This window comes from Alteromonas ulvae, assembly GCF_048987005.1.
GTDB lineage: Bacteria > Pseudomonadota > Gammaproteobacteria > Enterobacterales > Alteromonadaceae > Alteromonas.
Genome location: NZ_CP185261.1, coordinates 1,886,001 through 1,899,026, shown reverse-complemented (window position 1 = coordinate 1,899,026; position 13,026 = coordinate 1,886,001). Strand labels below are relative to the sequence as shown.

At 42.7% G+C, this 13,026-nt stretch carries 11 protein-coding genes; 6 read left to right on the top strand and 5 right to left on the bottom strand.

Translation table 11 applies throughout. From position 1 onward, the window contains the following. Position 1 precedes the first annotated feature (1 nt). Positions 2–901 carry a hydroxymethylglutaryl-CoA lyase gene (locus ACOJR9_RS08280; RefSeq protein ID WP_420935806.1) on the top strand — a complete coding sequence of 300 codons (900 nt, stop codon included), beginning with the start codon at positions 2–4 and terminating at the stop codon, positions 899–901. Between the two features lie 28 nt (positions 902–929). Here ACOJR9_RS08280 and ACOJR9_RS08275 read toward each other — a convergent pair whose 3' ends face one another. Together ACOJR9_RS08275 and ACOJR9_RS08270 are read right to left on the bottom strand one after the other, a co-directional pair. Then, complete coding sequence (locus ACOJR9_RS08275) at positions 930–2,090, bottom strand: MFS transporter (protein ID WP_420935805.1); 1,161 nt, start codon at positions 2,088–2,090, stop codon at positions 930–932. Between the two features lie 113 nt (positions 2,091–2,203). After that, on the bottom strand, positions 2,204–2,773 hold the full coding sequence (locus ACOJR9_RS08270; protein WP_420935804.1) for an SRPBCC family protein: 570 nt from the start codon (positions 2,771–2,773) through the stop codon (positions 2,204–2,206). 438 nt (positions 2,774–3,211) lie between these two features. Between ACOJR9_RS08270 and glgC the strand changes: the two genes are divergently transcribed. Next, complete coding sequence (glgC, locus tag ACOJR9_RS08265; protein WP_420935803.1) at positions 3,212–4,477, top strand: glucose-1-phosphate adenylyltransferase; 1,266 nt, start codon at positions 3,212–3,214, stop codon at positions 4,475–4,477. 28 nt (positions 4,478–4,505) lie between these two features. Here the strand turns inward: glgC and ACOJR9_RS08260 are convergent, their stop codons facing one another. Further along, positions 4,506–5,312: an alpha/beta fold hydrolase gene (locus tag ACOJR9_RS08260; protein ID WP_420935802.1), complete on the bottom strand. Its 807-nt coding sequence runs from the start codon at positions 5,310–5,312 to the stop codon at positions 4,506–4,508. An 83-nt stretch (positions 5,313–5,395) separates the two neighbouring features. Beyond that, on the bottom strand, positions 5,396–6,733 hold the full coding sequence (locus ACOJR9_RS08255) for a spinster family MFS transporter (protein ID WP_420935801.1): 1,338 nt from the start codon (positions 6,731–6,733) through the stop codon (positions 5,396–5,398). Positions 6,734–6,902: 169 nt separating this feature from the next. On the opposite strand from ACOJR9_RS08255, the gene ACOJR9_RS08250 reads away from it, so the two are divergent. Next, positions 6,903–7,718 (top strand): acyl-CoA thioesterase, encoded by an 816-nt coding sequence (locus ACOJR9_RS08250; protein ID WP_420935800.1) that lies wholly within the window; start codon positions 6,903–6,905, stop codon positions 7,716–7,718. Between the two features lie 78 nt (positions 7,719–7,796). Here the strand turns inward: ACOJR9_RS08250 and ACOJR9_RS08245 are convergent, their stop codons facing one another. Next, positions 7,797–8,642, bottom strand: a complete 846-nt coding sequence (locus ACOJR9_RS08245; RefSeq protein WP_420935799.1) for an HDOD domain-containing protein — start codon at positions 8,640–8,642, stop codon at positions 7,797–7,799. Positions 8,643–9,100: 458 nt separating this feature from the next. On the opposite strand from ACOJR9_RS08245, the gene ACOJR9_RS08240 reads away from it, so the two are divergent. The 3 genes from ACOJR9_RS08240 to ACOJR9_RS08230 all read left to right on the top strand — a co-directional run bounded on the left by ACOJR9_RS08240 (position 9,101) and on the right by ACOJR9_RS08230 (position 12,917). After that, the gene (locus tag ACOJR9_RS08240) at positions 9,101–10,429 is read left to right on the top strand and encodes a glycosyltransferase (RefSeq protein ID WP_420935798.1); all 1,329 of its coding nucleotides are present in this window, start codon (positions 9,101–9,103) and stop codon (positions 10,427–10,429) included. Positions 10,430–10,509: 80 nt separating this feature from the next. After that, the gene (locus ACOJR9_RS08235; protein WP_420935797.1) at positions 10,510–11,076 is read left to right on the top strand and encodes an ankyrin repeat domain-containing protein; all 567 of its coding nucleotides are present in this window, start codon (positions 10,510–10,512) and stop codon (positions 11,074–11,076) included. Between the two features lie 767 nt (positions 11,077–11,843). Next, complete coding sequence (locus tag ACOJR9_RS08230; protein WP_420935796.1) at positions 11,844–12,917, top strand: S41 family peptidase; 1,074 nt, start codon at positions 11,844–11,846, stop codon at positions 12,915–12,917. The last annotated feature ends 109 nt before the right edge of the window (positions 12,918–13,026 follow it).

The window sequence follows — 13,026 nt, the reverse complement described above, 5'->3', positions numbered from 1 at the left end:
AATGGGTATTCCACAGCACGTCAGTATTGTTGAAGTTGGGGCAAGAGATGGACTTCAAAATGAAACGTCCATTGTTACTGTTGAAGACAAAATTGCGTTTATCAACCTATTGTCTGAAACAGGCCTCAAACGCATTGAGGCTGGCAGTTTTGTCTCGCCTAAGTGGGTGCCACAAATGGCTGATTCTGGCAATGTGTTTACCGGCATTAACAAGGCCGAATCCATTGCTTACTCGGCCTTAACTCCAAACGTAAAAGGGTTAGATGCTGCCATTGAAGCTGGAGTGACAGAGGTGGCCGTATTTGGCGCCGCCTCTGAGTCGTTTTCCCAGAAAAATATCAATTGCTCAATTGCCGAAAGTTTACAAAAGTTTGAGCCGGTTATCGAAAAAGCCAATGCCCATAATATAAGAGTACGAGGTTATGTCTCATGCGTAATGGGCTGCCCTTATGAAGGAGAAATAGCACCTAGTGCCGTTGCAAAGGTATCTAAGCAGTTGCGTGATATGGGCTGTTATGAAATTTCACTTGGGGATACCATAGGTACAGGAACGCCTTCGGCGACTCAACACTTACTAGATAGTGTATTAACCGTGCTTTCAGCTAAAGATATCGCAGTTCATTTTCACGATACTTACGGACAGGCGCTGGTTAATATTTACACGGCGTTGCAATACCAAGTGGCAACAATTGATTCAGCGGTTGCTGGTTTAGGTGGTTGCCCTTACGCAAAAGGTGCTAGTGGCAATGTCGCAACAGAAGATGTGCTTTATATGTTAAACGGCATGGGCATAGCAACCGATATCGACATGCAAAAGCTGCTTAAAGCAACAGACTTTATTTCAAAGGTGATCAATAAGTCTCCAGCCTCTAAAGTGGCAAACGCGCTTTTAGCTAAGTAGGGCATCAGTGATGATACTCTGGTTAACGTTATTTTTCGTTTGGTAATATCAATGTGGCAATGGTGGCTACCACCATCATTGCTGTCATAATATAAACCACAGAGAATGTGAGAAACGGGCTTAATACTGCATACATGGCTCCAAATGCCAATAAGATGATGCCGATAGCAGTATTTGAAAACCCTACTAGCTCTGTTCTCTCCTGCCCTTCTTTGACATCAAGACTGTATGTCTTTCGTCCTGTTCTCACGCCAGAGTGAGCAATAGACAAAACAAAGAACAAAACCGCAGAAATGATAAGCGTGTCTGACTCAATAGTCAGCAAGCCCACGCAAGCGGCGATAGTAAGCCCCCCTGCTATTTGCAGTGTTAACTTGGCGCTGTAATCAGCAACCTTTCCCCAAAGTAACGAAGAGCATATAGACGCTAATGCCTGTGCAGCAATATAAATAGGCAATAGTTTTTGCGCATTATCGCCGTTTTCCAGCATAAAATATGGGGCAACCAACGCAGAGTGAACAAAGAGGCTTCGCACGAAGACAAACTGATAAACCGTTTTGTCGAAACGGATAGAAAACATTTTTCCTTTATCGCCGGCGTTTTCCTCCACCTTTGTTTTTAAATTAAACATACATAAAAGCGTAATAGTGAAAGACACCCCTGCGCAAAAGAGAACGCCCAGCAAGGCTTTATCTTCAAATCTATCATTAAAAATCAGTAAAGGAACCGCAACAAGCAGCGTCATTACACCTGATATAGTAGACGCCAACCCAACAAGATTGCCTCGCTCTCCTTTTGGTACAACATCGGCCTCTATGTCTTTAACGGTTAATGAGCACGCAGAACGGCCCAAACTCAGTGCAATGAGAAATGCCAAGATACACACGCCCGCGCTTACACCTTCAAGTAACACAGCAGCGCACAATATCCCCATCACCGACGCAATTTGAATACAAATACCCACACGCCACACTTTGTATCTAGCGGCATTGTTACGTAAATAAAAGCTAATGAGCACTTGGGGCAAGAGTGCACCAGATTCGCGTATCGGAACCAACCACCCCACCATCCAAGCCGGAGCGCCTAGAATAATCAGTAAAGCTGGAAGCGTGGTTTTTGCAGAAATAAGTAAGTCAGCTAATTTATTAAACGATAACCCTGTTACTAAGAGGTGCTTTTTGTTAGCCATGTTGTAGATTCATTTTTATTATATAGACAGTTTTACGAGGCCAAATTTTAAAAGATCATGTTCAAGCCCCCTATGAGTTGCGACTCATAAGCAATTATATCAGCTACTTACCTTCAATTATTCAGGCTCCCTGTGATGATACGCTTTGGTTGGGCGTTATTTTCTACCACGGTTTTTAAATTTTCTAAACCCATTGCGAAATCGGGGCCTATCATGTCATCTATAAATAAAACAAAGAGCTTGTTTATTGGGTTGTTATCTACTGTACCTTCATCGCGCCAAGTCACGCGGCTTCCATTGTCAGTGGCTTCGATCTCTACAACACCGCTCGACCCCATATCCATCTCTGGAAAATACAGTGTGTAACTCACCTTGCTATTGTGCTCTAGTTGAATAATCTCCATTTCACCATCGCCTTCGGTATCACTTTTCCACTCAAGTCGCATACCGATCGCACGGTCCGGCCCTGCGTAAGAAAGTTCCATATTAGGGTCTCGTTTAAACCATACTCCCCATTTTTCCCATTGCTTTAAGTTGACTACGTACGGATAAACATCTGACGTTTCAGCATCAATAATAATACTGCGCTCTACAGTATATTGTTGAGGCATAAAGAAACTACTGATAATCACAAGAACCATTAGCCCGCTTGCAGTAAATAATAACTTTTTTAACACACCCATGTTTTGCTCCACTTTAATTACCGCAACCAAAATATAACATCGAATTAACAAATGTCATTGTGCATTTATACAATAAGCTTGTTTGACGAGGAAAAATACACGTTATGACGATAAACATTGCGCATAAAGCCGCAGAGTATTTCCCTTATAGCACACACGTTAAAACGCAAAATGGCGCTCCATCTACTCGCCTCTTTTAAAAATACTCGCATTTACGTAAGAATTTTCCTATATTAGGAAAAAGCAAAAGAAAGCGCTTACATTTTATAAAATGTTAAAAAAAAGTGATGCGAAATAATTGATTGAACCTATTATTTCTAGTGGTGTTCTGTAATATGAGTATAAGAAGTTAGCTAGAGCGTGCTGACCGTTGCCAATGGCGATAGCTTTTATCATCGTGTTAAGTCGGCACCATTTAAAAACAGGAGTTGTTAAGAAATGACTGATCGGAGTTCTCGTTACATAAGCAACCTTACTCGTGAAACGTATGCGTTGATTCTAGCTGGTGGTAAAGGCTCTAGGTTACACGAGCTTACAGAATGGAGAGCAAAGCCTGCGTTGTATTTCGGTGGTAAATTCAGAATTATTGACTTTCCTTTGTCTAATTGCATTAACTCAGGGATAAAGCGCGTTGGGGTGGTAACTCAATACAAGTCACACTCTCTTATTCGTCACCTCGTACGTGGATGGGGCCATTTTAAAAGGGAGTTAGGTGAATCTGTAGAAATTCTCCCTGCGTCTCAACGCTTTTCTGATAATTGGTATGAAGGTACCGCAGACGCGGTGTTTCAAAATATTGACATCATTAGAGACGAACTTCCCAAATATGTCATGATTTTATCTGGAGACCATATTTACCGCATGGATTATGGTGACATGATTGCCAAACACGTTGAATCTGGCGCTAAAATGACAGTGTCGTGTATGTCTGTACCCATTGAGGAAGCGGCAGGGGCATTCGGTGTTATGTCTGTAGATGAGTCATATCGCATTAATGGTTTTGAAGAAAAGCCGGAGCATCCTACTCCACTTCCTCATGACGATTCCCGTTGTCTTGCCTCAATGGGAAATTATGTTTTTGATACCGAGTTTTTATTCGAGCAACTGCGGGTAGATTCTAAAAACAGAGGTTCACAGCGAGACTTCGGCAAAGATATTATTCCAGCCATTATTGAAGAACATATTGTTCAGGCGTTCCCTTTTGAATCAACAGATGGCGAAAAAGCCTATTGGAGAGATGTGGGTACACTCGACTCGTTCTGGGATGCCAACATGGAAATGGTATCACCGGTTCCGCAGCTCAACCTTTATGACAAAAAATGGCCTATTTGGACGTACCAAGAGCAATTGCCACCAGCAAAGTTCGTATGGGAGGACGACGATAGACGAGGCGAAGCCATAAACTCTGTAGTATCTGGCGGCTGTATTATTTCTGGCTCAACCCTTCGTAACTCAATCTGTTTTTCAAATGTTCGCGTACATTCATACGGACTAATTGAAGATGCGGTCATACTGCCTGGCGTTGAAATTATGCGCGGGTGTAAATTAAGAAAAGTCATTATAGACAGAGGCTGTGTTATTCCTGAAGGCACTGTCATAGGTTATGACCATGTTGAGGATCGTGCCAGAGGGTTCCGCGTTTCGGAAAAAGGCGTAGTGCTGGTTACGCGTGAAATGTTAGGTCAGCACGTAGGCGCTTACTAAGCGCCTAACAACGTATGTATGCCTTGAGTTAACCAGCATTCCAATTTTGTAAGGTGGTAGCAATAAAACTAGCTACCGCCTCTGGATGCTCCAACGGAAACATATGCCCGCCTTCCAACTCAGTGTGTGTTATTGCATTGTGCTGAAGTAACCTAGAATACATTTCTGGTCTACACACCTTACTTTTCGTACCAGTAACTAACACAGCTGGACACTTAAGCTTTCCCTTGTATTTTCCAAGGTTGTGAGGCACATTTCGAAACAACGCCGCCTCCACATCAGCGTTAAACGTCAGTGAAATTTTGTCTGCTTTTTTTGCTGTTACCGCATTAACGTAGTCTCTTACGCAGCGCTTATCCATATCTCTAAATAACGCTTTTCCATGAAAGTAAGCCACCATATCAGTATTGGCAGGCCATTGTGTATTTCTTGTTTGAGCTAATTTAGCAGGAGTTAACTTATTGATTAGTGGCGTGTACTTGGCCAGCCTAAAAAAGTGGCTCATTGGCCCTACAACAAGGGGAGGATCTAGCAATATTAGACCTCTAAATAACTCCGGCGCCTCACATGCTGCCATGTAAGATATCACCGCCCCAAAAGAATGCCCAACCCCATATACACCACGCTCGTCATTATTCTCTGCCCTTATGTGACGAATAAGTTCTTGTACCTGATTTCGCCAGTTTGCATTCACGGGAAGCTGTGGATCGTGACCAAAACGTTCAACATGTAAACGATTGAAGTTTTGTGGCAATTCTGAAAACAGAGCATTATAGCTTCCCGCTGGAAAGCCATTGGCATGGGCAAAGTGAAAACTTAATTCTGCTGATGACACCTTGTCACTCCTGAACCTGATAAAAAGACCTAAAAGTAAAAAGGGGCTTAACATCAGCCCCTAAATAACGCGACAAAATAGTACTACAGCCCTCTTGATTCTGCCATTTCCCAGTCTTTCACAATCTTTGTACTGGTCCATAGAAATACTGCAATTGACAAAGCATACGGTACAACGAGATACAGCAATGCTTGTCTCAACGCTTCCGTTTCACCTAACGAAGGTACGAGGGATTGACTGATGATGCCTGTTAGCGTTGGCCCCCCACCAAGAGCAATAATATTAAGCACAAAGAAAAACAAGGCTGTAGACATTGCCCGCACGTTAATAGGTGCTAACGTTTGCGCCATTGCAAAGCTTGGTCCTAAATACGAACCACTGGTGAACAAGAGAAGCGCCATCAGCCCCACAGACACCCATAAATCTTGAACCTGCAGAGACACATAAAAAGCCGGTAGACCCACAATCAGCATAATAGCTGGTAATAATGCATAAGCTTTTTTGTTGTGTTTACCCCATCTATCGGCAATGTAGCCCCCTAACCACACACCCAACGCATAAGCAGTGCCGTTAATTATACCAAACACCACGAGAAGCAAGGTGATGTCTAAACCAGCAAATGCGCGCACATAATAGTCAATGATCCAAGTCGAAATTGCATAATTACCAAACGAACCAAAAGAAATGCCTAAAGCCATTCCCCACCACGTCGGAATTTTTAACAACAGCTTCAACGACTTTTTAACGCTAGGCTTGTTAGTTTGCTCTGTCTGAGAAGGTACAGTAGCAGGCGCAGTAACTGAGCGAGAAGGCTCCTTTACCGTAAATTTAAGTAACAGCGCAAGCAATATGCCTGGAATGCCTACACTGTACATTACCGTTCGCCAGTCAGCAGAGCCGCCCTGTAGAAAAAACGCTGATGCAAAAAACGCCAACATAATGCCAAACGGGATCCCAAGAGAATAAATAGAAAGTGCACCTGCCCGTTTTTCTTTTGGAAATAAGTCGGAAATAATACTGTGTGACGGTGGACTTCCGCCAGCCTCTCCAATGCCAACCCCAATACGCGCAACTGCTAGCTGAAAATAGTTACTTGCAAGACCCGAAGCCGCTGTAAAACCACTCCAAAGGGTAAGTGAAATGGCGATAATGTTGACTCTACTGTATCGGTCGGCAAGCCATGCGATCGGAATTCCCATTACGGTGTACAACAAAGCAAAGTAGATCCCTTTTAGCCATCCAAGCTGCGCGTCATCAAGGCCTAAATCGGCTTTTATAAAAGGAGAAAGAATACCTATTATCTGCCGATCAATAAAATTGAAGGCATAAACAAGTGTGAGAATAAAAAGTACATAATTGCGGTAACTTCGAGATACACCGGCTTCTTGTGCAGGTAAACCTTCAACGCTTGTATGGGCCATAACAGTCCTTTTAAATAAAGTTGCAACAGTCTAGGCATGGGGTAAATTATTTAGCAACTAATTGTTACTTATTTGTAAACATAACGAAAATTTGTAACTGAGGCTTTTTGTTCCATACGGCTTAGGGTAGGATATTTACACAAACACTCATCAGACCAGACAGGCAGTTATGACAGTAGATGAACTGTTGAATATTCCTTACCTAACCCAAACTTCTGAAAATTCGTGGAAGGTAGAAAACCTTGTTATCCCAAAAACGTGGGGGCAAGGTAGAACCGCATTCGGTGGTATTTCGGCAGGTATGCTGTACACCGCGGTAAAACAACAGATAACCGATGATAGGGTGTTACGCTCATTCACCACCAACTTTGTTGGGCCTCTCATGCTCGACACGCCCTTTTCAATAGAAGTTACCTTGTTAAGGGTAGGAAAAAACGTATCTCAGTATACTGCACACGCAATGCAAAACGGGAAGAGCTGTGTGTTTTCTCAGGCGTGTTTTGGCATTGCCCGAGAATCAGGAATACGGGTTGAAAATACCGAAACGCATCAGATGGCGACGCCGAGTAAGGCAAAGTTTATTCCGCAAATTCCTAAAATAACGCCGAAGTTTTTACGCCATTTCGACCTCGCGATAGAAGATGGCGGCATACCGTTTACTCGCAAGAAAACCAGCATTTATCACGGATTTATGCGTTTTAAGCAGCCGCCAGCACATATTACCGACGCTCACATCATCACAATGATCGATGCTTGGCCACCTACGCTACTGCAAATGATGAAGCTGCCTGCCCCAGCAAGTACAGTGAGTTGGAACTTAGAGTTTATTCATCCCCATAAACCAGTATCACCAAGTGATTGGTTTGCGTACAAGGCGCATACTAGGCAGGCGGCAGATGGATATGGCCACACAGAAGCAACCATTTGGGACAAAGACAACGAAGTTATTGCAATAAGCCGACAAACCGTTGCCGTTTTTGACTAGCGCTGGCCAGCGTCACGCTGTTTAGCACATGAGGTGTAATGGCCAGCGCGATGCTGGCCATTACAGTTTCTCACCGCATCAATACAGCATAAATGCGTTGGGGTTGAATAAGGATATCACTGAAATACACTGAAGGTTGGTGATATCTAACGCGTCTTCCAAATCGTCTCTTTTTAAAATGAGTTGCTCGTGCAATTCTGGTTTTAAATTATGATAACTCGGATAAATTTCGGGATTAACGTTATCTAGTGAGAGTACGTAAGCAAGTTGCAATATGCGGTTTGAGTCAGATTGATGCTCACCTTGTATATTATGGATGTTTGCTATTGGTTCTGAAATACTCGCCGGAATGCCCCATTTTTTAATAAGACCCGCCGACACTTGGCTGTACGTATAGCCTAACACACCAAACTGAAGTTCAGCGGGTGTCACCTGCTCACTAAAGTTGAGACAGCGCTTTGCGGCCTCTGGCATTGTGGACAAGACAACAAGCTCACCAATGTTGTGCAGCAAGCCAGCAACAAAAAATCGTTCCGGTTCTTTGAGTGTTTTTATTTCTGCGAAATATTTAGCCAGTAAGCCGCAGGATACGCTGTGCTCCCAAAATTTATCCAAATCGATAATATGAGCATCAACTTTTCCAAATGCTTGACTGACGCCGTAGGCTAACGCTAGGTCGTAGGTTGAACGTGTACCTACCACCTGCACTGCTCTGGACACCGTATCAATTTTATTGGGGAATCGATACAGCGCAGAGTTTGCAACCCGCAACAACTGTGTGGCTAAAGAAGGGTCAAAACCAATAATTTCGCTAATGTCATCAATGCTTGACGCTTCATCATCCATACAGCTTTTCAAGCGAAGTACTGAATCTGGCAATACGAATAAGTCTTCGGCTGTCGAAACTAATTCATGTATGTTCATGTGTGCACTCACTCCAATGCAACCAATGTGGTGTTTGTGTTGTTAGAGAAGTCCTACTCTCCGGCAATATTTAAGGTATAGGCGTATTTATCTTGCTGGTCAACAAATGACGCATGGTCAAAAAGTATGATTTCTTTTATTATCAGAAACTTAAAATTATTAAAATAGACTAAAAGATAAAGCGCATTGCTAAATAGGTTGATGCCTTTCACAGAATTAACCACGCAATCCTAAGCATTATAACGCCGTACGAACTTAAATACTCCCCCAACCTCTTCGATTAATAATGCTTAACGCAAGGGCGTTGACGTTTGCCATACCATAAAGTCTAACACGCCATACATCTTTTCCAATGTCATGGTTTGCCTCTAAGCGCTTTACTTAAGCCTGTAATTCTCAACATCACCGTATTGTTTTGGTATAGTTCGCGCACACTGGTAGTGAAAAGAAATCGTAATATGCTTAACATCGTGGTGATCGGTTACGTATGGCCTGAGCCTAATTCATCTGCTGCGGGACAAAACATGCTGTCGTTGATAAAACAAAATTCCGACGCTGGCCATAAAGTCACCTTCCTTACCGCTGCTACCGACAGTATACACAAGGCTGACCTAACTAAGTTGAATGTTGGCAGCGAGGCGATTGCCCTTAACTGCAGTAGTTTCAATGAACGTATCAGTGAAATAAACCCAGACGTTGTTATTTTTGATCGCTACATGACAGAGGAACAATTCTCGTGGCGGGTAAGAGAAGTATGTCCAAATGCGGTTAGAGTACTCAACACAGAGGACCTGCACAGCCTGCGACAGGCTAGGCATAATGCGGTAAAAAACTCCGGCGATGCATCTAATGCTGAGCTCAATAGCGAATTGGCGCAACGAGAAATTGCGTCAATTTTGCGCAGCGACCTCACGTTGGTCATATCACACTATGAAAAACAGTTACTCGAGAATCACTATACCGTGCCAAGTGCTCAGATTCGCTTGCACCCTCTTTTTGTTAAGGAAGCTCCCTTACGTCATTTAGACTTCTCACAGCGTCAACACTTTGTGCACATCGGTAACTTTCGTCATGCCCCAAATTGGGACGCCGTATTACAGCTTAAACAGCACATTTGGCCCGCCATTCGAAGGCAAATTCCTGATGCCCAATTACACATTTACGGCGCTTATTTACCTAAGAAAGCCTCCCAACTACACAACACTGCACAAGGGTTTGTGGTAAAAGGATGGGCTGAAAATGCAGAAGAAGTTATTTCACGTGCTCGCGTCCTCATCGCGCCGATTCGATTTGGCGCAGGGGTAAAAGGAAAATTACTTGATGCCATGCGCACATACACCCCAAGCGTCACCACTTGGCTAGGCGCTGAGGGTATAAGCTTGAAAGGTATAAGCTCAGAGAGCATCGTTGAAGATATAAGCGCGGAAGGCGATTTGCTTAATCTAAGCACTAATAACGAAAAAGAAGTAAAGTCAATATCGACCCAGTGGCCGGGCGCTATTTGCTCTTCAGTTATGGACAAAAATGCTATCGATAATTTTGTTGAGCATGCAGTATCACTTTATCAAGACGAAGCTAAGTGGAAGAAAGCGAGCCAACAAAGCGCAGAGGTACTTAAGGCTTACAGAGCACAAGAGCCTGACATGACGCTACCTGAACAATTGCAGTTGCTGTTCAATGAGCTAAAACCCCATCGAAAATCACTCTTTTTACAAAGCTTACTGTGGCATCAGAGTTTAAATGCGACAAAATATATGTCGCAGTGGATAGAAGAAAAAAATAGATAGCGAGCCATGGCGCAGGCACTCGGTATGGATATCAAACAGTATAATCAGGCAATTGATTTGGTTACTAAACTTAGTAAAGCTTGGATGAACTTGTCGAGCAAGGTTTAGATGTAAATGCCACTGGCCTGCACGGATATAATCTTTTGTTTTGGGCATTGCGGTCAAGCGAACCCAAAAGTTTTGAAAAGTTGTTGCAGCTTGGCGCGGATCCAGATGCTCTCACAGAAACAGGAAAGTCGGTCACGTATTTAGCTGCAGATAGCGATGACAGCCGTTATCTATCGCTTGCTTTGGAGTATGGTGCAGACGTTAACGGTATTAGTACCGCAGAAATGGACACTCCTCTTTTTCGAGCGCTTGGTGCGAAAAGTCTTAACAATACCTTAATCTTGATAAAAAATGATGCCGATGTAAACTTTCAAAACAAATTTGGAGAAACTCCGGCGATGGTTGCTTCCGCACTGAGAAATTTTACGTTTGTCGATCTCATGATTAAAAATGGTGCTGACCATTGTATAGACGATCGGTGGGGCAAAGATTTGTTTTATAGTTTAGAAAAAGCCGAAAGCTTAATGGATAAGTCAGCTGCAGAATATCAAATTGTAAAAAGGCTTCTACAAACGCTCCCTGCATGTGGGAGCGAGTAGTAAGGCGCACACAACAAGCCAAACACTATTTATCGGCATACACTATTTTTGCAGAGGAGGTGGACGCTTTTAAAGCGGCCAATGAGGGATACTTCAAGTACTCTTAAAAGGATTTCTATACAATAGAATTTCACACCAACCCAGTTAAATGGAATTAAAGCGCTTTTAATTTGTAGTGTAATTTGAAGTGGTGGCTCATTTCTGATCTGACACCTTTATTTGCTGGTTTAGATTCCATCTGACAGGCAGCTTCAGACAAATAGCTGACGTTCCAAGATAAGACTTTCTGCTGTAACTTGAGTTGTAATTTATGTTAATCGAAGTAAATCAACTTAAGTACCATTGCGAGAAAACATTCCTGCATCGAGCTTCTATAGTGAGAAAAACTGTGAGATTATGAGGCCTAACGTTGAAGAAATGTGATGGAAGACAGGTTTGATGCTAAAGGAGTTCGTGCAGTTTTTAACAGTTGTTTTTTTCACTTCAATAGTACTTTTTTCCAGCTTGACCCTCGTGGATAGGACTGAATCGAGCACTCAGCAGTCTATATATCAGCTTGAGGAAGTCCAAGTAGAGGTCGGAGGGATTATAATACAAGTTTCTCAGGCCAATCTTTTCCGTCATCTGCTTCAACAGCCCCTGTGGATTAGCTTTCTTATAATCGACGAATTCCTTGCCTCACGCACAGCCGACGTAAATTTTTATTCTGAGCCTATTAAATATCATTGGTTTGAATTGTTAACTTTCTCAAGTTACAGAGTAAGCCAATGGAAGGAAAGCAACAGTCAGTATCGCCAACTTGCTATAGCGGATTAGTTTCTCTTTTAAAAATCGCTTTAAATCCAAATCTAGATTTTTACTACAAGAGAAATATTATGAATAATGTTTGTTTTCGATGGTCTCTGATGGCCGTCAGCTTTTGCTTTCTTTTATTTAATTCCTTCACCCTTAGCGCTAACAAGCTATCCGAGAAAGATGTAACGGTATTAATAAATAAAACGTTAGCCGTATTTTCAGAAAGCTATATTGATGTTGCCGCTACCCCTTACGTAGTTTCAGTAATTAACGAACGGCTAAAGCAGGGAGCATATAAAGAAGTCTCCACACTGAAGGATTTTGCAGAAGTAATTGGACGTGACATACGCAACATTTCTGGTGATGTTCACTTGAGCCTTATGTTGCAAAATCCTAACGAGCCGCTAACCCATATCCTTCCTCAAAAAGGCGGGCGACTTTCATATAACCATGCTTTTGAAGAAGTGAAGTACGTTCACGACAATATCGGATATCTGAAATTTAATAAGTTCCACCCTTCGGATGAAGCGCTTAAAACAGCCGATACTGCCTTCGCATTTCTGCGCAGTAGTGACGGCTTAATTATAGATATGCGGGACACTGTTGGAGGCTCACCTTATCTTGTTCAGCATATGCTGAGCTATTTTATTGAAGGTGGCAAAGTGCTTTGGTCAGTAGAGACAAATGACCAAAGTCACAAAGACGTCATTAAGGTTGATACTTCACCTGTCCACAAGCGTTTCCTAAACGATTATCCAGTTTGGCTACTAACTAGCAATTCAACGGCTAGCGCATCAGAATTGTTCGCAGGAGTTTTACAAGACTATGGAAAAGCAAAAGTAGTTGGAAGTGTGACCGCTGGTGCCGGGTACTACGTCGGCGTAAGAAGAATAACCGAAGAGCTTACTTTTCGAATTTCGTTGGCTAAACCTTTACTACCAAACTCTAACGAGAACTGGGAAAAGGTCGGTATAACTCCTGACATTGAGGTTGAATATGTGGATGCGTTTGACATCGCTTTACTTGATGCAATAAGGGCCAAATAGGTTCTTACAATAGCCCAAGAGATTCTCTTGGGCTATTTAATCTCCGAATTAAAGCCTGTAATTCATTCAACATCACTCATTAAAAGCTATTGACCGTTAGCGAATTACT

Excerpts from the sequence above, each read along its gene's own strand:
- glgC (WP_420935803.1), top strand. The coding sequence starts at position 3,212 with ATGACTGATCGGAGTTCTCGTTACATAAGCAACCTTACTCGTGAAACG.
- ACOJR9_RS08230 (WP_420935796.1), top strand. The coding sequence starts at position 11,844 with ATGGAAGGAAAGCAACAGTCAGTATCGCCAACTTGCTATAGCGGATTA.
- ACOJR9_RS08280 (WP_420935806.1), top strand. The coding sequence starts at position 2 with ATGGGTATTCCACAGCACGTCAGTATTGTTGAAGTTGGGGCAAGAGAT.
- ACOJR9_RS08245 (WP_420935799.1), bottom strand. The coding sequence starts at position 8,642 with ATGAACATACATGAATTAGTTTCGACAGCCGAAGACTTATTCGTATTG.
- ACOJR9_RS08255 (WP_420935801.1), bottom strand. The coding sequence starts at position 6,733 with ATGGCCCATACAAGCGTTGAAGGTTTACCTGCACAAGAAGCCGGTGTA.
- ACOJR9_RS08275 (WP_420935805.1), bottom strand. The coding sequence starts at position 2,090 with ATGGCTAACAAAAAGCACCTCTTAGTAACAGGGTTATCGTTTAATAAA.
- ACOJR9_RS08270 (WP_420935804.1), bottom strand. The coding sequence starts at position 2,773 with ATGGGTGTGTTAAAAAAGTTATTATTTACTGCAAGCGGGCTAATGGTT.
- ACOJR9_RS08250 (WP_420935800.1), top strand. The coding sequence starts at position 6,903 with ATGACAGTAGATGAACTGTTGAATATTCCTTACCTAACCCAAACTTCT.
- ACOJR9_RS08240 (WP_420935798.1), top strand. The coding sequence starts at position 9,101 with ATGCTTAACATCGTGGTGATCGGTTACGTATGGCCTGAGCCTAATTCA.